Raw genomic sequence first — 20,569 nt, forward strand, 5'->3', positions numbered from 1 at the left:
CGTAAGCGAAAGGACGGCGATGGACGCCAGCCAGACCACCACCTTCCAAGCCCCCGGCCTCAGCCGCAAGATCGGCTTGGCGTGGCTGGCACTGGCCTGGGAAGGGCTGTGGCCCCGGCTGGTGCCGGTCCTGTCGTTCGTGGCGCTGTTCATTGCCGCCGCCCATCTCGACCTGTTCGCCGGCCTCGACCCCTGGGTCCATACCGGCATCCTGGCTGCCCTGGCGCTGGCCCTGATCGGCCTCTGCTGGTGGCGCCTGCGCGATTTTTCGCTGCCCACGCAGGAAGCGGCCATCCGCCGCCTGGAACGCGACAGCGGCGTGCCGCACCGGCCGCTGGTGGCCGTGCAGGACCGCCTGGCAGCCGGCGAATCCGATCCGATGTCGGCCGCCCTGTGGGAGGCCCATCGCCGCCGCGAGGCCGAGCGTCTGGCTGGCCTCAGCAACAAGCCCGCTCACCCGGGCTTGGCCGTACTCGACACCTGGGCGCTGCGCTTCGTGCCGCTGCTGGCCTTGATCGTGGCCATCGCCGTCGCCGGCGGCTGGCGCAGCGATCGCATGGCTGCCGCCTTCACGCCGGCCTTCCCGCCGCCGCCGCCGGTCGTCGCCAACCTGTGGATCGCGCCGCCGGCCTATACCGGCAAGCCACCGATTTATCTGGACATGGCGGACAAGGACAAGGTGCTGCGCGTTCCCGTCGGCAGCAAGCTCGCGGGCTTCGTCGACGACGTGCGCGGCCGCAAACCGCCTCAGCTCAAGATCGACGGCAACGGCACCGAGTTCGCCACTGTCGGCAAGGGCAAGTACCAGGTTGAGCAGGTCATCACCGAGGGCAAGCAGATCACGCTCATGGCGCGCGGCGACGAGCAGGCGCGCTGGAAGCTGCATGTCATCCCCGACCTCGCGCCGACCATCGAGTTCGCCAAGCCGATTGGCGTCGACAAGTGGTCGACCAAGATCGAGTACATCGCCGGCGACGATTTCGGCGTGACCGGTGTCCAATTGCAGATCCGGCTCCATGGCAGCGTGCTGGGCGACGACATGCTGAGCGCGGACGAGGAGCCCGAGGTCATCCGCCTCGACCTGCCGGTCGCGGGTAACACCAAGAAGGTCGCCGACACCTTCGTGCGCGACCTCACCAGCCATCCGTGGGCCGGCCTCAAGGTCACGGTGATGCTGTTCGCCACCGATGCGCTCGGTCAGAAGGGCCGCAGTTCCGTCGAGACCTTCCTGCTGCCCGAGCGGGTGTTCAACGATCCGACCGCGCGGGCGCTAATCGTCCTGCGTAAGGCGCTGACGCGCGATCCGAAGGCCTTCCGCCCCGACGTCGCCGACGGCATGCGCCTGGTCCAGGCCAAGCCGGAGAGCTATCGCAACGACGCCGTGGTCCAGCTCGGCCTGCGCATCGGCGCGGCGCGGCTCGCCCAGAACGGCGATAAGGAGAACATCACCGAGACCCAGAAGCTCCTGTGGGATCTCGCGATGCGCCTGGAGAACGGTTCGATGACCGACGCCGAGCGTGCACTCGAGCAGGCGCGCCAGGAGTTGCGCGACGCCATGCAGCGCAACGCCGGCGACGAGGAGATCGAGCGCCTGATCCAGCAGCTCTACGACGCCATGGCGAAGTGGCAGAAGGAGCTCGCCGAGAAGATGCAGGATCCCGAGGAACGCCGCCGCATGATGGAGCAGGCGGAGAAGATGGATCCGAACAACACGATCACCGGCGACGACCTGCAGAAGATGCTGGATAAGATCCGCGAGATGGCCAAGAACGGCCAGCGAGAGGAAGCCAAGCGCCTGCTCGAAGAGCTGCGCAAGATGATGGAGAACGCGACCCCGATGATGGCCCAGCCCGGCCAGCAGCGTCAGCAGGGCCAGCGCGGCCAGCAGGGCCAGGGCAATCAGCAGGGCCGCGAGATGATGAACCAGCTCGACCGCCTGTCGCGCCGGCAGAACCAGCTTCTCGGCGAGAGCGAGCGCGAGGGCCGTCAGCAGCAGGGGCGCCAGGGCCAGCAGGGTCAGCGCCAGCAAGGGCAACAAGGTCAGCAGGGCCAGCAAGGTCAACAGGGTCAGCAAGGCCAACAGGGTCAGCAGGGCCAGCGCGGCCAGGGCCAGCAGCCCGGCGACGGACAGTGGGGCGAACAGCAGCGCGGCCAGCAGGAAGGCCTGCGCGGCCAACTCGGCGACTTCATGAAGAAGCTCGACGAGAACGGCATGGGCATGCCGGAATCGCTGGGTCGCGCCGAGCGCAACATGCGCGAGGCTGAGGATGCACTGCGCCGCGGCGATCCGCGCGAGGCTTCCCGCTCCCAGCGCCGGGCGCTCGACAACCTGCAGCAGGGCATGACCGACATGGCCGAGCAGATGCGCCAGCGCGGTCCCGGCAACAACCAGGACATCGCCGAGATCGAGGAGCGCGAGCGCCGCAGCGAGGACCGCGATCCGCTGGGCCGTTCCGACGGCAACTACGGCGACGCGGTCGACACCGGCGTCGACAAGGTGCCGCTGGAACTCGAGCGTCAGCGCAGCCGCGAGATCCTCGATGAGCTGCGCCGCCGTGCCGGCGAGCAGCGGCCGAAGGACGAGCTCGACTACATCGACCGTCTGCTCAAGACGTACTGACCCCATGCGATTTGCCGTCGCTTGTGCTGCCGCGACCATGGTTGTCGCGGCCGGCGCCGCTGTGGCCCAGAGCCAGATGGAGCTGAACGCCCAGGCCGGCAACGACCTGCGCAAGTCGGACCAGCAGTTGAACACCGTCTACAACAAGCTGCGGGCCAAGATCTCCGACGCTGGCAAGGCGAAGCTGCAGACGGCCCAGCAGTCGTGGCTGCGCTTTCGCGACCAGGAGTGTGAGTTCGAGACCATGGGAACCGTCGGCGGCACCATCCACTCGATGATCGTCGCCATCTGCCTGACCCGGCTGACCGACCAGCGGATCAAGGACCTCGAGGCCCAGCTGAACTGCAAGGAGGGCGACCTCTCCTGCGGTGGGCAGTAGTCTTTGTGGGAGCGCGGGCCTCCGGCCCGCATCATGATCATGAGCGGGCCGGAGGCCCGCGCTCCCAAAAGCGATGACGCGCCCCCGACCTATGACGTCTTCTCGACGACACCGATGTAGGGCAGCCCGCGGAAGCGGTGCGCCCAGTCGAGGCCGTAGCCGACTAAAAACTCGTCGCCGCACTGGAAGCCGACGAAGTCCGCGTCGAGCTGGGCGATTCGCTTGCCCGGCTTTTCGAGCAGGGTGCAGATCGACACGTGCTTGGCACCACGCTCGAGGAGGAGCTTCTTGGCGAAGCTGAGAGTCAGGCCGGATTCCAGGATGTCGTCGACCAGCAGAACCTCGCGCTGGCGCACGTCGTCGACGATGTCGCGCACCACCTTCACGCGCCCGCTGCTCTCGGTCTTGGTGCCATAGCTCGACAGGGTCAAGAAATCCATTGACCAGTCGGCGCCGGCGCGGCTCAGCGCGCGGATCAGGTCGGCCGCGAAGACGAAGCTGCCTTTCAGCACCGAGACCACCAGCGTGTCGGCCGGCAGCTTGACGGCAAGCTCGCCTGCCATGACATCGACGCGCGCGGCGATCTCGGCAGCAGAGAAACGGACAGTGACGGTGGGACGGCCGGGCATGGAGCGCTCGCTGGTCGATAGTTTAGGACGACGCCATTATTGCCTGAAAAGGCTGCGCAAGGTGTCGATATGAAGGGCGTCGCGCCACTCGGATGGCAGGACGGCCAGGATCTCGCCGCGGAAGGCGTAGGCGGCGATGACCAGCACCACCACGGCCAGGCCGGCAATCGACAGCCACTGGCCCCACTGCGTTTTGGGCGGTGGCGTGGCGAGTGCGGGCAGTCCGGAATTGTAGGTCGGCGGCCTGATCACGAAGTCGGGGACCGGGCGGGGCGGAGGCGGCGCCACCGCAGCGAGTGGCGCGGGCCGTTCATACCAGCGATGGCTGCAGCGGGCGCATTGGACGGTGCGGCCGGTCGGGCCAATCGCCAGCGGATCGACAGCATAGCGCGCGCCGCAATTGGGACAGGTGACCTGCATGGCTTGGCGAGGAGTTCCGCACTAGAGGTGCTTGCGGCCGGACATTAGGCCACTAAAAGTGGGGTTACAATGCTCGGCCTCCGGCTGCGTTCGCTCCTCTTCAACGTCGGCTGGTACGTCGGGTCGACGATCATCGCCATCGTCGGCATGCCGATCCTGCTGCTGTCGCGGGCAGCCAACATCGCCTGGGCCGATGTCTGGATCGACTTCTGCCTGTGGTGGGTCAAGGTCACTTGTCGCATCACCCATCGCGTGACAGGCCTGGAGAACCGGCCGGCTGGGCCCGTGATCCTCGCCTGCAAGCATCAATCGTCGTGGGAGACGCTCGCCTTCCATCGCCTGTTCCCCAATGCCGCGACGGTGCTGAAGCGTGAATTGCTTTTCATTCCTGTCGTCGGCTGGGCAATGGCGCGCGCCGGCAACATCGCGGTCGAGCGCGGCGACGGGCCCAAGGCCTTGCGCAGCCTGTTGCGCCAGGCCAAGGCGGCGGTGGAGGAAGGCCGCTCGATCTTGATCTATCCCGAAGGCACGCGTACGCCGGTCGGCTCGTCGCTGCCCTATCACGCGGGCACCGCGGCGCTCTATCGCCAGCTCGGCGTGCCGGTCGTCCCGGTGGCGCTCAATTCGGGCGTGTTCTGGGGTCGCCGCAAGTTCATCAAGTGGCCCGGCATCATCGAGGTCGAAATCCTCGATCCGATCCCGCCCGGCCTCGATCGCGAGACCTTCATGACGACCCTGCGCGAGCGCATCGAAGGGGCTACCGAACGGCTGGTGGTGGACGCCAAGCGCCTGTCCTAGGCCTTCCAGTTCTCTGTATGTTCTGATATGATCTTCGGCCGTCTTTGGGAGAGATGCAGCCCCTGGCCCTTTTGCCTTGAGAGGGCGGTGTCGACAGCCCAAGTTTGGTGGCCGTCCCCTAAGAACCTTGGGGCCGAGGGGGCCGGCTTACCACCAGGCTGGCGGGCGGAGAGCGTCGCTAACTTGGGCTGTGAACGATGGATTGGGCTCCGGTCTCCCAGCGTATCTGGGACATGAAATACCGTTTCCGTGACGCCTCTGGTGCCGCGGACGCCGATCTCGACGCGACCTGGTGGCGGGTCGCGCGCGCGCTCGCAGCACCCGAGCGCGATCCCGAGCTATGGGCCGGCCGTTTCCACGAGGCGCTGCAGGGCTTCAAGTTCCTGCCGGCCGGCCGGGTGATCGCCGGCGCCGGCACCGGCCGCACCGTCACGCTGTTTAACTGCTTCGTCATGGGCGCGATCCCCGACGACATGTCGGGCATCTTCGAGAACCTGCGTGAGGCCGCCCTCACCATGCAGCAGGGCGGCGGCATCGGGCACGATTTCTCGACCCTGCGACCGCGCGGCGCGCCGGTGAAGGGCGTCGGCGCCGATGCCTCGGGCCCGCTCTCCTTCATGGATGTCTGGGATTCGATGTGCCGCACCATCATGAGCGCGGGCAGCCGCCGCGGCGCCATGATGGCGACCCTGCGCTGCGACCATCCTGACATCGAAGACTTCGTCGACGCCAAGCGCGATCCCAAGCGGCTGCGCATGTTCAACGTCTCGGTGCTGGTCACCGACGCCTTCATGAAGGCGGTGAAGGAGGATGCCGACTGGGATCTCGTGTTCGGCGGCAAGGTCTTCCGCACGGTTAAGGCGCGCACTTTGTGGGAGCGCATCATGCGCGCGACCTATGAGGTCGCGGAGCCGGGCGTGATCTTCATCGATCGCGTCAATCGGCGGAACAACCTGCACTACTGCGAGAGCATCCAAGCGACCAATCCGTGCGTCACCGCCGATAGTTGGATCCATACCTCGGCTGGACCTCGGCAGGTCAGCGATCTGGTCGGCCGGCCGTTCGTCGCCCGTGTCGACGGCAAGGACTTCGACAGCGGCGCGGCCGGCTTCTTCGCGACCGGCGTCAAGCCGGTGCGCCGGCTGCGGACCAAGGCCGGTCACAGCCTGCGCTTGACGGACGATCATCTGGTGCTGAAGGTCGATCGCCTCACGCGCTGGTCGCGAGACACCCAATGGGTTGCCGCCTCGACGCTGAAGCCGGGCGATCAGGTCGTCTTGCACGACCATCGCACGGCGCCGCAGTGGCCGGGCGCTCACAGCGAAGCGGAAGGCTATCTGCTCGGCCTGTTGTTGGGTGACGGAACTCTGAAGCAGGACAAGGCCGTCATCAGCGTGTGGCGACCGGCCCAAGTCGCCAACGGCGTGGAGACGCGGGCTGGCGTGGACGGCGTGATGGAGGCCGCTCTCGCTGCCGCGCGGACCTTGCCGCATCGTTCCGATTTCGCCGGCTGGGTCGAGGTGAAGGATCGCAACGAGTGCCGGCTTTCACTGGGCGCGGTCAAGGCGTTGGCTGCTGCCTTTGGCATGGCGCCGGGCAACAAGACGCTTACTGCAGCGATGGAAAGGACCTCGTCCGATTTCCATAGCGGCCTGTTGCGCGGCCTGTTCGACAGCGATGGGTCGGTACAGGGCACGCAGTTGAAGGGTGTCAGTGTACGGCTGAGCCAGAGCAACGTGGCAACTCTGGAAACCGTCCAGCGCATGTTGCTGCGATTGGGGATTGCCTCCTCGATCTATCGAGAGCGGCGTCCGGCGGGCCAGCGGCTGATGCCCGACGGAAAGGGCGGCCAGCGCCTTTATGATTGTGCCGCGCAGCATGAGCTGGTGATTGCGGGCGACAGCGTCGGTGTGTTCGCCGAGCAAGTCGGCTTCGCCGACAGCGACAAGTCGTTGCGGTTGAAGGGTCTGCTGTCGGCTTACCGGCGGATGCCCAATCGCGAGCGCTTCGTCGTCGAGATCGACAGCGTCGAGCCCGACGGAACGGCGGAGGTCTACGACGCCCAAATTCCCGGCATCAACGCCTTCGATGCCAACGGCTTGTACGTGCACAATTGCGGTGAGCAGCCGCTGCCGCCATACGGCGCGTGCCTGCTGGGCTCGATCAATCTCGGCGCGCTGGTCAAGGAGCCGTTCACGCCGCGTGCACGGCTTGACGATGAGGCGCTGGAGCGACTGGTGCCGCTCGCCGTACGTATGCTCGACAACGTGGTCGACGTGTCGCGCTTCCCGCTGTCGCAGCAGGAGCGCGAAGCCAAGGCCAAGCGTCGCATTGGACTCGGCGTGACCGGCCTCGCCGATGCGCTGATCTTCTGCGGCGTGCGTTACGGCTCCCCCGAAGCGGTGAAGCTGACGCGTGAATGGCTGGGCGCCGTGCAGCGCCTGTCCTACTTGGCGTCGGCCGACATCGCGGCAGAGAAGGGCAGCTTCCCGCTCTACGATCGCGCGCGTTATCTCGCCGGCGAGACGGTGAAGGCGTTGCCTGACGACGTGCGCTCGGCGATCGGCCGCTACGGCATCCGCAATGCGCTGCTGAACTCGATCGCGCCCACCGGCACCATCTCGCTGCTGGCCGACAACGTCTCTTCGGGTATCGAGCCGGTCTTCGCCTTCTCTTTCGTGCGCCACGTGCTGCAGCCCGACGGCAGCAAGCGCGAGGAGAGCGTCGAGGATCATGCGATGCGCGTGTGGCGTTCGCTTAAAGGCGCCGAGCCGCCGCCGGCCGACATCTTCGTCGATGCCCAGACGCTCACGCCAGCCGATCACCTGGCGATGCAGGCCGCCGCGCAGGACTACGTCGACAGCTCGATCTCAAAGACCATCAACCTGCCGCGCGACATCTCCTTCGAGGCGTTCAAGGGGGTCTACGAAGAGGCCTATGCGACGGGCTGCAAGGGCTGCACGACGTATCGGCCCAACGACGTGACCGGCGCGGTGCTGGAGGTCAAGTCCGCTGAGGCCAAGCCCGCGGCCGCGCTTGTCCCGGCCGCACTTGTCCCGGCGGCGCGTGAGAGCGGCGTGGTCTACATCGCCCAGCCGCTCGACCGGCCCGAGGATCTGCCAGGCCGCACCTACAAGATCAAATGGCCGGGCAGCGATCATGCGATCTACATCACCATCAACGACGTGATGCAGGACGGGCGTCGCCGGCCGTTCGAGATCTTCATCAACTCCAAGAACATGGAGCACTACGCCTGGACCGTGGCGCTGACCCGCATGATCTCGGCGGTGTTCCGCCGCGGCGGCGACGTGTCGTTCGTGGTCGAGGAGCTGAAGGCGGTGTTCGACCCGCGCGGCGGGCAGTGGATGGAAGGCCGCTACGTGCCCTCGCTGCTGGCGGCGATCGGCGGCGTGATCGAGCGCCATCTGATCGAGATCGGCTTTTTGGCGCCGGCCGACCAGCCGCGCATCGCCGAGGCGGCCGAGCAGCGCCTGCGTCTCGCCGCCGGTGCGCGTGAGCCGGGAGAGGGCGGAGCACCCGCCGCCGCCCTCGGCCAATGCCCCAACTGTGGCGCCGCCGCGTTGACGCATCAGGAAGGCTGCGACGTCTGCCTGAACTGTGGCTACTCGCGCTCCCGTTAACCCAGCTCGAGTTGGACGCCTGCGGCCTTGCTGACGCCGGCCCACAGGATGGCGAACTCGCCGATGAAATTGGTGTACTCGGCCGGCGTCATCGCCTTGTCGCCGGGCAGCAGCACGACCTCCTTGAAGCGTTCGACGACCTCGGGCGCCTTGTAGGCCTTCTGCAACTCCTCGTAGAGCTTGGCGGTGACCTCGGGCGCCATGCCCTTGGGACCGGAGACGCCGACCCAGGTCGAGGTCGTGAGCTTGGGGAAGCCCTGCTCGGCGAAGGTCGGCGCATTGGGATAGAGGTCGATGCGCTTCTCCGAGCTCACCGCCACGAGCTTCACCTTGCCCGAGTTGATGTGCGGCACGTTGGTGGTGATGGGATCGAACATCGACGGGATGACGCCCGCCAGCATGTCCTGTAGCGACGGCGCCGACCCCTTGTAGGGGATGTGCTTCAGCTTGATGTTCGCTTCGCTCGACAGCAGCTCGCCCATCAGATGGGTGTTCGAGCCGATGCCCGAGCTGCCGAAGGCGATCTGGTCGGGCTTGGCCTTGGCGTCGGCGATGTAGTCGGCCAGCGTCTTGTAGGGCGAGTCGGCTGGCACGATCAGGACGTTGGGCGTGTGGCCGATCAGCGTGACGTGGGTGAAGTCGGTGACGACGTTGTACGGCAGCTTCGGATAGATGCCGGGGGCGATGCCAAGCGGCGAGGCATGCGAGATCACCAGCGTATAGCCGTCGGGAGCAGCCTTGGCGGCGAGGTCCGAGCCGATCGTGCCGCCGGCGCCGGGCTTGTTCTCCACCACCACCTGCTGGCCAAGGGCGGCGCTCAGCTTGGGCGCCAGGATGCGGGAAATCGTGTCGGCCGTACCGCCGGGCGGGAAGGTGGCTATAAGCTTGATCGGCTGCTTGGTCGGCCAGCCGGGGCTCGCTTTCACGGCGGGTGCTGCCAAAGTGGCGACCGAGGCGGCCAGGAGGGTACGGCGGGTGAGTTTCATTGGGCGCTCCTGTTTGTGCGCCAGACGCTGCAATGGATGTGCCAGCACAGGTGATTCGGCCCTTGATTTGACATAAGAGTGACCGCAAATCCGGACCAGATGTTGGAGGTTGAATGAATCGGCGGACGATTCTGACAGCGATGGTGTTGATGGCGGGCGCCCTGGCGGCCGGCCAGGCTGCCAGGGCGCAGCCTTTGCCGACCGATCGCAGCGATCTCGCCTATTCCTACGCCCCGCTGGTCAAGCGGGTGTCGCCGGCCGTGGTCAACATCTACACGACCACCACGGCGCGCGCGCAGCGCCGCCTGCCGTTCCCGTTCCCCGGCATGCCGCTGCCGCCGCAGGCCGGCGAGCGGGTGCAGAACTCGCTGGGCTCGGGCGTGATCGTACGGCCCGACGGGTTGATCGTGACCAACGCCCACGTCGTGAAGGGCGCCGACGAGATCCGCGTGGTGCTGGCCGACCGGCGCGAGCTCGAGGCCAAGCTGCTCACCCAGGATGAGCGCTACGACCTCGCCCTGCTGCGCATCGACGCCGACAGCGAGAAGTTCCCGTTCCTGGAGATGCGCGATTCCGATTCGGTCGAGGTCGGCGACATCGTGCTGGCGATCGGCAATCCCTTCGGCCTGAACCAGACCGTCACCAGCGGCATCATCTCGGCAGTGGCGCGCTCGGCAGGCGGCGTCAACGATTCCAACTTCTTCATCCAGACAGACGCCGCCATCAACCCGGGCAATTCCGGCGGCGCGCTGGTCAGCCTCGACGGGCGGCTGATCGGCATCAACACCGCGATCTATTCGCAGACCGGCGGCTCGGTCGGCATCGGCTTCGCCACGCCGTCCAACATCGTGACCCGCATGGTATCGCTCGGTGAGAGCGGCGGGCGCATTGTGCGGCCGTGGCTCGGCATCAACATGCAGCGCGTGACGCCCGACCTCGCCGCCGGCTTTGGCCTGACACGGCCGGCCGGCCTCGTCGTCAAGGAAGTCCATCCCGGCGGTCCCGGCTACAAGGCCGGGCTGAAGCGCAACGACGTCATCGTGGCCCTGCGCGACCTGCCGATCGACGACGAGGCGAGCCTGCGCTTCCGTCTTGCCACCCTCTCCGTTGACACCGTCGTGCCGGTGAAGGTCATCCGCGGCGGCAAGGAAGTCGTGGTCGATCTCAAGCTTGCCGCACCGCCCGAGGATCCGCCGCGCGATCGCTCGATGCTGGAGGGCCGTCAGCCGTTGACCGGCGCCGGCGTCGTCAACATGTCGCCCGCCGTCGCCGACGAGCTCGGCCTGGTCGAGTACCGCCCCGGCGTGATCGTCATCGAGGTCAAGCCCGGCGCCTATGCCGGCCGCTTCGTCCGACCGGGCGACATGATCGTCGCGGTCAACGGCCAGGACGTGAAGAACGTCGCCGACCTCAAGAAGAAGATCACGGGCGGCGTGTCGAGCGTCACCATCAGCCGCGAAGGCATGGTGAATACCGTCCAGTTCCGTTGACGCAGTGCCCGCCGAGCTCTTCGCCTCGCTCGCCCCGACACCGCTTGCCGAACGCCTGCGGCCCAAGACGCTGGGCGACATCCTGGGCCAGGATCATCTGCTCGGGCCCGAGGGACCGCTCGGCCGCATGCTGGCGGCGCGCAAGCTCAGCTCGCTGATCCTGTGGGGACCGCCGGGCTGCGGCAAGACGACGATCGCCCGCCTGCTGGCCGAGCAGACCGACCTGCATTTCGAGCCTCTGTCGGCGGTGTTCTCCGGCGTCGCCGACCTGCGCCGCATCTTCGAGGCCGCACGGCAGCGCCGCCGCGACGGCAAGGGCACGCTGCTGTTCGTCGACGAGATCCATCGCTTCAACCGCGCCCAGCAGGACGGCTTCCTGCCATACGTCGAGGATGGCACGGTGACCTTGGTCGGCGCCACGACCGAGAACCCGTCGTTCGAGCTCAACGCCGCGCTGCTGTCGCGCTGCCAGGTGCTGGTGTTGAAGCGGCTCGATGACGCGGCGCTTGCTGCGGTTCTGGATCGTGCTGAGACGGCACTGGGCCGGAAGCTGCCGATCGACGAGGAGGGAAGGCAGGCGATCTTCGCCATGGCTGACGGCGATGGCCGCTACCTGATCACGCTGGCCGAGCAGCTGGCCGGGCTCAAGGAGAAGGGGCCGGTGCCGCCGGCGCGTCTGGCGACGCTGCTGCAGAAGCGCGCGCCGCTCTACGACAAGGCGCAGGAAGCGCACTACAACCTGATCAGCGCCCTGCACAAATCCCTGCGCGGCTCTGACGTCGATGCCGCGCTCTACTGGTTCGCGCGCATGCTCGATGGCGGCGAGGATCCGAAATACATCGCCCGCCGCCTGGTGCGCTTCGCCGTCGAGGATATCGGCATGGCCGACCCCAACGCGCTCACCCAGACCCTGGCGGCGTGGGATACCTACGATCGGTTGGGCTCACCCGAAGGCGAGCTCGCGATCGCCCAGGCGGTGATCTATCTCGGCACTGCGCCAAAATCTAACTCGGGCTACACGGCCTTCAGCGCCGCCAAGCGGGCGGCCAAGGAGCACGGCTCGCTGACGCCGCCCATGCATATCCTGAATGCACCGACGCGGCTCATGAAGGACATCGGCTACGGCAAGGGCTACGAGTATGACCACAACGCCGAGGACGGCTTCTCCGGCCAGAACTACTTCCCCGACGGCATGGCGCGCGAGGAGTTCTATCAGCCCGTCGAACGCGGCTTCGAACGCGAGATTTTGAAGCGCCTGGAATACTGGAAAAAGCTGCGCGCCAAGAAGCGCTAAGGGAGCGCGGGCCTCCGGCCCGCCTCATGCTCTTCGCTGGGGGCGCGCCACTCCAGTGGCGCGATCATCTCTTGCCTCGACGAAGACGCGCGACTGGAGTCGCGCGCCCCCAGCAATGAGCGGGCCGGAGGCCCGCGCTCCCTTAAGGCTTCGCCATCGCGCGCACGACTCTGCGGTCGCGGCCGTAGACGTCGTCGCGGAAGGTCGGGACGCCCTGAGCGTCCGCGGTTACGGTCCGATACGTCACGTAGAGCGTGATCGGCTCGGGAAACGTGTAGTGCGCCTGCTGACCGGCATCGATCACCTGGCGCACGCGCTCCTTGTTGAAACCGTTCCTGCCGCCGAACGCCTTCTCGGTGAAGTCGAGCGGGTTCTGCAGGCGGATGCAGCCGTGGCTGAAGTTGCGGCTGCCCTCGGTGAACAGCCAGCGGCTGGCCGTGTCGTGCATGTAGATCCCGTACCTGTTGGGGAACGGGAAGAAGATATAGCCCAGCGCATTGCCGGCCCCGGGATTCTGCCGGATGCGATAGGGGAACGCCTTGGGATGGATCGAGCTCCAGTCGATCGAGGCAGGATCGACCTCGGTGTCGTCGCTCCAGTTCTCGAAGATCTTGAAGCCCGCGGCCTGCAGCGCGTTGGGATCGCGGCGCAGCATCGGCAGGTATTCCTCGCCCGAGATCGACTGCGGCACCGTCCAATAGGGATTGGTCTGGAAGCCGCGCATGGTCGACTGGATCTCGGGCGTCGGGTCCTTGGGTGTGCCGACGATCACCAGGCTCTGGAAAGCGACCTTGCCCTCGTCGACGAACAGCATCGAATAGTCGCCGGCATTGACGAAGACATAGCGATTGCCGAGATCAGCCGGCAGCCAGCGCCGCCGCTCGAGGTTGGCGATGATCTGTTCGATGCGCTCGTCGATCGTGGTGTTGAGCGACTGCGTGGTCTTGGCCCCGATGATGCCGTCGACCGTCAGCCCCTTGGTCTCCTGGTAGGATTTGACGACGGCGGCCAGCGGCTCGTCGTAGAGCTCAGGCGCCGCGCCGGCCGCCAGCTCGGGAACAGTGAGATCGAGCTCGGCCAACCGCTTGCGCAGGATCGGCACGCGCGGATCGGTCATGCCGGGCTTTAAAAGATTGCCATCGGGCAGTTGGGTGAAGACCGCCTTGGCGCGCTTGTCGCGCCATGTCGCCAGCGCCTTCTGCAAGGCCGGGTAGTCGCCTTTGGGCGCGAGGTCGGCGAGCCAGGCGGCGAAGTCGCCGGCGTCGGCCGCTGCCTTCAGCAAGTCGGCGCGCTCGACCTTGCGCTGGATGATATCGATGTCCTTGCCGACGCGGTTGGCGCGCACGCGCCCCGTCGACAGGTCGCTGGCATAGGCGACGAAGGCCGCCGTCAGCAGGGTTTCGGTGGCGGGATCGGCGCCCGCCTCGATCGCCTTCTCGACTTCGGCAAGCCCGTACCACTTGGGATCGAGTCCATGGTCTGCTGCCCCGCGAATCGCCTTGAGCAGCGCGCCGGCGCGGGCGCGACTGGCGCTCGAGCCGGTCCACAGAGTCTCGTTGGCAAGGGAGGGAAGGGATCCCGTGAGAGGGATCAAGAACGCCAGCAACGCGGCGACAAAGCGGAACCGATTCACGCAGCGTGTATAGCAGGAAGCGGCCGATTCGTCCATTGAGAGGCGAAGCCATGGGCCTGCAGGAAAGCCAGCAAATCCGCCGTCGCACGCTGTTTCAGCTCGAGTGTGCCGCCGCCGGCGCGGGCGCCCTTGGTGACGCAGTACTGGCGCGCCCAGGCCTGGTATTCCGGCTCGCTCATCGCCCGGCCGGCGGCCACCACGAAGTGGCGGCCGTCATCCTCGATGAAGTTGGTGCAACACGACCAGTTCTCGGCGTCCTTGATGTCGAATACAGGGCCGATCGATTCCCAGCCGTGATGGGCACTGCCGTAGACCTTGACCTTGATGCGGCCGTTGCCGGCTTTCCGCATACGCTCGGCATACTCGACGGCAAGCGGCGCCGGCGTGTAGTCGTCGCGCGCCGCCAGCATGAAGAACATCGGCTTGCCGTGGGTCCTGGGATCGCGGTGCTGGGCGGTGGCGCCCGGGCAGATCGCGACATGCAGGTCGAACAGGTGCGGGAAGCCGCCGCGCCAGCGCTGGCGCACGGCGACGGCGGCATTGAGCGCGGCGCCGCCGCCCTTGGAGACGCCCATGATGCCGATTCGCTCGGGATCGATGCGCGGGTCGGTCCGCAGCAGGGCCAGGGTGGCGAAGGCGTCGCCCTCCATCTGGGCGGCCGACACCAGGGTCTGGTCAGCCACGGTGCGGCGCACGCCGCGGCCGGTGAAGCTGTCGACGATCAGGGCGGCGACGCCGGCCTCGTTCAGCGCCTGGGCATAAAAGTGCTCGCGATGGCGCTGGACGCCGGCGCTCGAAGTCAGGAGCACCATGCAGGGCACGGGACTGCCGGCTTCGGGCAGGTGCAGGCTCGCCGTCAGCCGCGCCGGCCGGCAGGCGGCGGGGTGGTCGAAGGTCAGTGTGTCGAATGCCAGCGATTCCATGGACCCTGTTTACACACCCCTTCCTCCCCCGTCATACGGGGGAGGCCATGAACGCCAGCCCCAAGGTCCAAACCCGAGCCGTCGCCGACGACGAGGCCGGCCTGCGGCTCGACCGCTGGTTCCAGCGTCATTTTCCCGAGTTGGGCCATGGTGCGCTGCAGAAGCTTTTGCGCACGGGCCAGGTCCGCATCGATGGCAAGCGTGCCGAGGGCAAGGACCGGGTCGAGCCCGGCCAGACCATCCGCCTGCCGCCGGGCGTCACCGCCGCGCCGCCGCCCAAGCCGCGCGAGATTCCGACCGTGTCGGACCGCGACGCCCAGGAGATCCGCGGCCTGGTCATTCACAAGGATGACCAGGTGATCGTGCTGAACAAGCCGCCGGGGCTGGCCGTACAGGGCGGCACGGGCACCGAGCGCCATGTCGACGGCATGCTCGACGCCCTGCGGTTCGGCTACGAGGAGCGGCCAAGGCTGGTCCATCGCTTGGACAAGGACACGTCGGGCCTGCTGCTGATCGCGCGCACCGGCCTCGCCGCCCGGCGCCTCGGTGACTCCTTTCGCGATCGGGAGACCGAGAAGCTCTACTGGGCGGTCGTCGTCGGCATGCCGCCGCGGCCGGAAGGGGCCATCGACCTGCCCCTGGCCAAGCGGCCGGGTGCACGCGATCGCGAGCTGATGCAGGTCGACGAGGAGAACGGCCAGAAGGCGCTGACCCATTTCAGGGTGCTCGACCATGCCGGCAAGCGCGCCGCCCTGCTGGCGCTGTGGCCGCGCACCGGCCGGACGCACCAATTGCGCGTGCATTGCGCAGAGATCGGCTGCCCTATCCTGGGCGATGGCAAGTACGGCGGCGAGGAAGCCCTGTTGTCGGCCGTCGCCGATGCCCGCCGTCTGCATCTTCATGCCCGGCGCCTGGTGCTGCCGCATCCGTCGGGCAAGGGCGAGCTGGCAATCGATGCACAGCCGCCGCCTCACTTCCGCCGTACCGTTGAAGCATTCGGCTTCTCGTTCGACGCGGTTTGAGCGAGAATCGGCGGGTAATGCGCGTTCCCTGGAAGCGGTTGACCTGGATTCTCGCGGTGGCTGTGCCCGTCGCCGCGGTGGCCGGGATCATTTGGGTCGGCACGCGCGATCTCTCCCGGTTCCAGGGCCGTATGACCGAGCAGGTGCGCAAAGTGACCGGCCGCGAGCTTGCCGCCCGCGTGCCGCTCAGCATCAGGCTTGGCACCGAGCCCGCCATGGTGGCGGAAGGCGTGACGCTCACCAATGCGAGCTGGGCGTCGCGCCCGGAGCTCGCCCGGGTGCGCAAGCTCACCCTGTTCCTCGATCCGGCGTCGCTGTTCCTGGGCGAGGTCAAGATCGGCCGCGTCCTGCTCGAGGGCGCCGACATCCTGGTCGAGCGCAACGACGTGGGCGACACCAACCTCGACATGCTGCCGCCGCCCGACGGCTCGGGTCCGCATCCCGGCGAGAACCGCTCGCTCCGGCTGCGCACGGCGCCGGCCTTCCCCTGGATCAACACGATCGAGGTGCGCGATTCGGTCCTCACCATCGCCGAGCAAGGCCGCCCACCGGTGGCGCTGGAAATCTCGGCAGCGACCTTCAAGTCGCAGGCGCCTAACCAGCCGCTGCAGCTCGAGGGCAAGTTCGCAGCGCCTCAGGCCACGCCGCTGGAGCTCACCGGCACGGCGGGCACCTTCGACGGCTGGATGCGGGGACTGCCCGGCAACCTCGATGTGCAGGGCGGCTTCGGCGGCGGCAAGATCGCGATCAAGGGCAGCGTCAACGCCAAGGGCACCAACCTCGCCATCACGTCGGAAGGTCCGGACGTCTCGGTGTTCGGTCCCTACATACGCCTGCCGGTGCCGGCCGGTGGTCCGTATTCGCTCAACGCCAAGGCCGGCACCCTGCGCAGCAGCTTCAAGGTCGAGGTCACGACACTGAAGGTCGGCTCGAGCGAGCTCACCGGCGAGGCGCTGTTTCGCGTCGACCGCAAGGGCACACCGACCGTCGCCGTCAATGCCGACGTGAGCCGCCTCGACATCGGTGATCTCAAGGCCGCTCCGTCGACCGCGCCTGCCGCAAACACGCCGCAGGGACCGCCGGCGCGCCTGGTGCCGACCATGCCGTTCCAGGCGAGCTGGCTCGGCCGCTCGGCCATGTCGGTGACGGTGCGGCTGGGCGAAATCGTCGGGCTGGGCAGCAAGGTGCAGAACGCCTCGGTTACGCTGACCTCGGGCGAGACCCGTTTCGCCTTCCGCGCCGCCGCCACTGTCGGCGGCGGATCGGCGGGCTTCGACCTTGTCTATGATGCAACGGGCCGCATCGGCCAGGCGACGCTGACGGCGACGGCCAGTCGCGTATCGCTCGCCGATCTCACCACACTGCTGGGCTTCGATGTTGGCCTGCGGGACGCCGTAGGCGACATCGACCTGCGCCTGCGCGGCGGCGGTCGTAACACGCGCGACGCGCTCAACTCGGCCAGCGGCTCGGTCGAGGTCGCGGTCACCAAGGGCCTGTGGCCGCGCGGTCAGTTCACCAACTGGCCGGGCGAGACGCAGCGCCTGCTGGGCGGCGGCGACACGGGTGTGCCGTTCAACTGCGTCGCCGGCCGCTTCGAGGTGAGCGGTGGCATTGCCTACTTGCGACGACTGGTGGTCGACACGCCGCGCACAACCATGGTTGGCGGGGGCTATCTCAGTCTCAGGACCGAGGGCTTCGAGTTCGTCGTGGCACCCGAAGCCCGTGACAACCAGAACGTCGCGCTCGCCGTGCCCTTGCGCGTCAAGGGTGGCAGCGGTCGCGAGACCGCCAGTGCGCTCGAGCCCAATCTTGCCCGCCTGCTCGTCGGCGCCGGCGTCGTGCCGAGTCTCAGCGGCCAGGTGAACCAGGCGGCGAAGCAGCCCAACGCCAATCCCTGTGCGATCATGGCGCCTCGTGTCGAGGGCCTGCGGCCGGGTCTCAGGGCGCAGATGCCGGTGCCGTCGGTCGCTGATACACGTCATCGCGGCGGCCGCCCGCAGGCGCAGACGGCAGGACCGCAGCGCAGCCAGCGGTGACGTGGCTCGAGGACACTAATGATCGAGCCGGCCATGGAGACCCACGCCTACGGCTTCAAGAAATGGCGGCTGGCCGGCCTCATGATCTTCGGCATCCTTGTCACTCTCCTTGCCGTCCTGTTCTGTCTCGCCGCCCCGGCTTTTCAGCATGCGTGGCTCATCGGGATCGGTGGTGGTCTCGCGATTCTGCTGTTCGGTGGGACAACGGTCTTCACCGCCCGCCGACTGTTCAGCCGCAGGCCCGGACTTGTCCTCGACCACGAAGGGATCATCGACGATTCGAGCTACTCGAGCGTCGGCCGGATTCCGTGGTCCGCGATTATCAGTGTGCGGGTGGTACGACCCCCCGGGTTCCGCGGCAGCCTGTACGGCCCCACCATCCGGGTGCCCGCATTCCTGGTGCTCGATGTCCGTGACCCGCAACGCTTCATCGATGGCAGCGCTCTGGTGAAGCGCTGGCTCCTCCGCGGCAATCTCGCGTCGTTCGGCAGCCCGGTGGCGATCTCGCCGGCGAGTGTCCACATCGATGCCGACGAACTCGCCCAGTACATCCGCCGGATTGTCGGACCATCATGAAGCCGCTCTTGGCTCGCCGATGGTGGGCGTGTAAGCCCTCGGCTCGATGAAACGTTTCTACAAGGAGACGGCCGTCGACCTGGGCGACGGCGGCCATCGCATCCTGCTCGACGGCAAGCCCATGCGCACGCCGGCCAAGACGGTCCTGGCGGTGCCGACGCGCGCCCTGGCCGAGGCCATCGCGGCCGAGTGGGGCGAGGTGCCGGACAAGGCCGACATCAACGTCTCGCATCTGCCGCTGACCAGGCTTGCGGCGACCGGGCACGACCGTGTGACGACGCAGCGCACGCGGGTGATCGAGGACACCGCCAAGTACGCCGGCTCCGACATGCTGTGCTATCGCGCCAGCGAGCCCGAGACCCTGGTGAAGCGCCAGCGGGAGACATGGCAGCCCTTGCTCGACTGGGCGGCCGGGCGCTATGGCGCGCGGCTGGTCGTGGTCGAGGGCCTGGCCTTCGTCGACCAGCCGGCCGACGCCGTCGCTCGATTGCATGAGGCGGTCGCAGCGCACAGCGACCTCGGCCTGTCGGCGCTCTACAATCTCACGCACATTTCGGGCTCGCTGGTCGTGGCGCTGGCCGTCGCCGAGGGGCATCTTTCGGCGGCCGATGCGTTTGCCGCGGCCCAGCTCGACGAGATCTATCAGATCGAGCGCTGGGGCGAGGATCCGATCGCTGCCAAGCGCCATGCAGGCATCAGGCACGACATCGACGCCAGCGCGCGTTTCCTCGCGCTGCTGGCCGAGCAACGGTTGAAAGGATGACCATGACGGCGGGCGCAAAATTCCGGGACGTGCTGGCGAAGAGGGGCCTCGTCGAGGCGATGGCGGCGCACAGCCCGTTGTCGGCGATGCTGGTGGCCGAGGCGGGCTTCGACGCCATCTGGGCGTCGGGCTTCGAATTGTCGGCGATGTACGGCGTGCCCGATGTCAGCGTGGTGTCGATGACCCAGCACCTCGACATGACGCGCGCCATGGTCGACCGCTCGGGCCTGCCGGTCGTGGCCGACATCGACACCGGCTTCGGCAACGCCATCAACGTGCTCTACGTCATCGAGCAGTACGAGCGCGCGGGCGTCGCCGCCATCGTCATGGAGGACAAGAGCTTTCCCAAGGTCACCAGCCTGATCGCTGGCGGCCGCCAGGAGATGGTCCGCATCGAGGAGTTCCAGGGCAAGATCGATGCGGCGCGGGCGGCGCGCAAGGACAAGGACCTCGTGCTCGTCGCGCGCACCGAAGCGCTGATCGCGGGGCTGGGCCAGGACGAGGCGCTGAAGCGGGCACGCGCCTACGAGGCGGCCGGCGCCGACATGATCCTGGTCCATTCCAAGCAGAAGACGCCCGATGAGATCGAGGCCTTCGTCAAGGCATGGGACGGCAAGGCGCCGATCGCTCTGGTGCCGACGGCCTATCCGCAGATGACCGTGGCGCGGGTGCGCGAGCTCAGGAAGATCGGGCTGTTGATCTGGGGCAACCACGCCGTCCGCGCGTCGGTCGGCGCCATGCGCAAGACCTTCGCCCAGATCCGCAAGGATGGTGGCATCCATGGCGTCGAGGCGAGCATCGCCACCGTCGAGGATGTGTTCGACCTGCAGGGCATGGGCAAGGTCAGGGACGACGAGAAGCGGTTCCTGCGCTAGAGGCGGTTGTGAAGCGGCAGATTTGCGCTCTCGCGATCTCGCTCGCGGCCCTCGCGATGGAGGCCGCGCCGTCGGTTGCGCAGGATCTCAGCGGCGAGTGGCAGTTCAAGCGGCGCGCGCGTGAGGGCTGGCACACGGGCACGCTCGTCATCGACAAGGACGGCCAGGTCAGGCAGAGGGGTCGCAATCCGACCCAGGACTACTCGCAATGCGGTCACGTCGTCGCGGCAGGCGGCAAGGTCGAGATCGTCTTCACGTCGGTCAAGAGCAAGCACGGCTACAGCATCGATCACTTCTACTGCACCGTGCAGAGCGAAAGTGCCCTCAGCTGCTTCAATATCGACGGTATCGGCAAGGAAGACGATCTGTTCCGCATCGAGCGCGTCGGCGGCATGCCGGCCTCGCCCGAGGGCCGAACGGACGATGCCTGCCCCGCCCGGGAGAAGCCCCAGGTCTAGACCTCGCTGCCATTTTGGCCGACAAC

17 protein-coding genes are annotated in these 20,569 nt (G+C 67.4%); 12 read left to right on the forward strand and 5 right to left on the reverse strand.

The features are described 5' to 3' along the window. Window positions 1-19: 19 nt before the first annotated feature. Entirely contained in the window at window positions 20-2,620 is a 2,601-nt protein-coding gene (locus RSO01_RS11520) for a TIGR02302 family protein (RefSeq protein WP_147149240.1), read from the forward strand. A gap of 4 nt (window positions 2,621-2,624) precedes the next feature. Next, complete coding sequence (locus tag RSO01_RS11525; protein WP_170302997.1) at window positions 2,625-2,999, forward strand: lysozyme inhibitor LprI family protein; 375 nt, start codon at window positions 2,625-2,627, stop codon at window positions 2,997-2,999. Between the two features lie 89 nt (window positions 3,000-3,088). Here RSO01_RS11525 and hpt read toward each other — a convergent pair whose 3' ends face one another. Both hpt and RSO01_RS11535 read right to left on the reverse strand, forming a co-directional pair. Then, window positions 3,089-3,628, reverse strand: coding sequence for a hypoxanthine phosphoribosyltransferase (gene hpt / locus RSO01_RS11530; RefSeq protein WP_147149242.1), 540 nt, complete (start codon window positions 3,626-3,628; stop codon window positions 3,089-3,091). Between the two features lie 36 nt (window positions 3,629-3,664). Next, window positions 3,665-4,048: a zinc-ribbon domain-containing protein gene (locus RSO01_RS11535; RefSeq protein ID WP_147149243.1), complete on the reverse strand. Its 384-nt coding sequence runs from the start codon at window positions 4,046-4,048 to the stop codon at window positions 3,665-3,667. A 69-nt stretch (window positions 4,049-4,117) separates the two neighbouring features. On the opposite strand from RSO01_RS11535, the gene RSO01_RS11540 reads away from it, so the two are divergent. Both RSO01_RS11540 and RSO01_RS11545 read left to right on the forward strand, forming a co-directional pair. Continuing rightward, window positions 4,118-4,846, forward strand: coding sequence for a lysophospholipid acyltransferase family protein (locus tag RSO01_RS11540; RefSeq protein WP_147149244.1), 729 nt, complete (start codon window positions 4,118-4,120; stop codon window positions 4,844-4,846). A 197-nt stretch (window positions 4,847-5,043) separates the two neighbouring features. Next, window positions 5,044-8,487 carry a ribonucleotide reductase barrel domain-containing protein gene (locus RSO01_RS11545; protein WP_147149245.1) on the forward strand — a complete coding sequence of 1,148 codons (3,444 nt, stop codon included), beginning with the start codon at window positions 5,044-5,046 and terminating at the stop codon, window positions 8,485-8,487. Here the strand turns inward: RSO01_RS11545 and RSO01_RS11550 are convergent. Further along, window positions 8,484-9,473: a Bug family tripartite tricarboxylate transporter substrate binding protein gene (locus tag RSO01_RS11550; protein WP_147149246.1), complete on the reverse strand. Its 990-nt coding sequence runs from the start codon at window positions 9,471-9,473 to the stop codon at window positions 8,484-8,486. The two genes, RSO01_RS11545 and RSO01_RS11550, sit on opposite strands and share 4 nt — an antisense overlap. Before the next feature lie 113 nt (window positions 9,474-9,586). On the opposite strand from RSO01_RS11550, the gene RSO01_RS11555 reads away from it, so the two are divergent. Together RSO01_RS11555 and RSO01_RS11560 are read left to right on the forward strand one after the other, a co-directional pair. After that, complete coding sequence (locus RSO01_RS11555) at window positions 9,587-10,963, forward strand: Do family serine endopeptidase (RefSeq protein ID WP_147149247.1); 1,377 nt, start codon at window positions 9,587-9,589, stop codon at window positions 10,961-10,963. 4 nt (window positions 10,964-10,967) lie between these two features. After that, window positions 10,968-12,257: a replication-associated recombination protein A gene (locus tag RSO01_RS11560; RefSeq protein ID WP_170302998.1), complete on the forward strand. Its 1,290-nt coding sequence runs from the start codon at window positions 10,968-10,970 to the stop codon at window positions 12,255-12,257. Between the two features lie 142 nt (window positions 12,258-12,399). On the opposite strand, the gene RSO01_RS11565 is transcribed toward RSO01_RS11560, so the two are convergent. Both RSO01_RS11565 and RSO01_RS11570 read right to left on the reverse strand, forming a co-directional pair. Further along, window positions 12,400-13,890: a L,D-transpeptidase family protein gene (locus RSO01_RS11565; RefSeq protein ID WP_147149249.1), complete on the reverse strand. Its 1,491-nt coding sequence runs from the start codon at window positions 13,888-13,890 to the stop codon at window positions 12,400-12,402. Then, the gene (locus RSO01_RS11570; protein ID WP_147149250.1) at window positions 13,887-14,813 is read right to left on the reverse strand and encodes a dienelactone hydrolase family protein; all 927 of its coding nucleotides are present in this window, start codon (window positions 14,811-14,813) and stop codon (window positions 13,887-13,889) included. Before RSO01_RS11570 ends, RSO01_RS11565 begins: the two co-directional genes overlap by 4 nt. A gap of 47 nt (window positions 14,814-14,860) precedes the next feature. On the opposite strand from RSO01_RS11570, the gene RSO01_RS11575 reads away from it, so the two are divergent. Genes RSO01_RS11575 through RSO01_RS11600 form a run of 6 tightly spaced genes read left to right on the forward strand, consistent with a single transcriptional unit; the run spans window position 14,861 to window position 20,543 of the window. Continuing rightward, window positions 14,861-15,835, forward strand: a complete 975-nt coding sequence (locus RSO01_RS11575; RefSeq protein ID WP_147149251.1) for an RluA family pseudouridine synthase — start codon at window positions 14,861-14,863, stop codon at window positions 15,833-15,835. A 17-nt stretch (window positions 15,836-15,852) separates the two neighbouring features. Beyond that, the gene (locus tag RSO01_RS11580; RefSeq protein ID WP_147149252.1) at window positions 15,853-17,871 is read left to right on the forward strand and encodes an AsmA family protein; all 2,019 of its coding nucleotides are present in this window, start codon (window positions 15,853-15,855) and stop codon (window positions 17,869-17,871) included. A gap of 18 nt (window positions 17,872-17,889) precedes the next feature. Beyond that, entirely contained in the window at window positions 17,890-18,447 is a 558-nt protein-coding gene (locus RSO01_RS11585; RefSeq protein ID WP_147149253.1) for an STM3941 family protein, read from the forward strand. A gap of 46 nt (window positions 18,448-18,493) precedes the next feature. Next, the gene (locus tag RSO01_RS11590; RefSeq protein WP_147149254.1) at window positions 18,494-19,210 is read left to right on the forward strand and encodes an ATP12 family chaperone protein; all 717 of its coding nucleotides are present in this window, start codon (window positions 18,494-18,496) and stop codon (window positions 19,208-19,210) included. Continuing rightward, the gene (locus RSO01_RS11595; protein ID WP_246158315.1) at window positions 19,207-20,085 is read left to right on the forward strand and encodes a phosphonopyruvate hydrolase; all 879 of its coding nucleotides are present in this window, start codon (window positions 19,207-19,209) and stop codon (window positions 20,083-20,085) included. Before RSO01_RS11590 ends, RSO01_RS11595 begins: the two co-directional genes overlap by 4 nt. Window positions 20,086-20,093: 8 nt before the next feature. Further along, the gene (locus RSO01_RS11600) at window positions 20,094-20,543 is read left to right on the forward strand and encodes a hypothetical protein (RefSeq protein ID WP_147149256.1); all 450 of its coding nucleotides are present in this window, start codon (window positions 20,094-20,096) and stop codon (window positions 20,541-20,543) included. Window positions 20,544-20,569: the final 26 nt, after the last annotated feature.

The sequence above is a fragment of the Reyranella soli genome (assembly GCF_007992495.1).
In the GTDB taxonomy this organism is placed as follows: Bacteria; Pseudomonadota; Alphaproteobacteria; order Reyranellales; family Reyranellaceae; genus Reyranella; species Reyranella soli.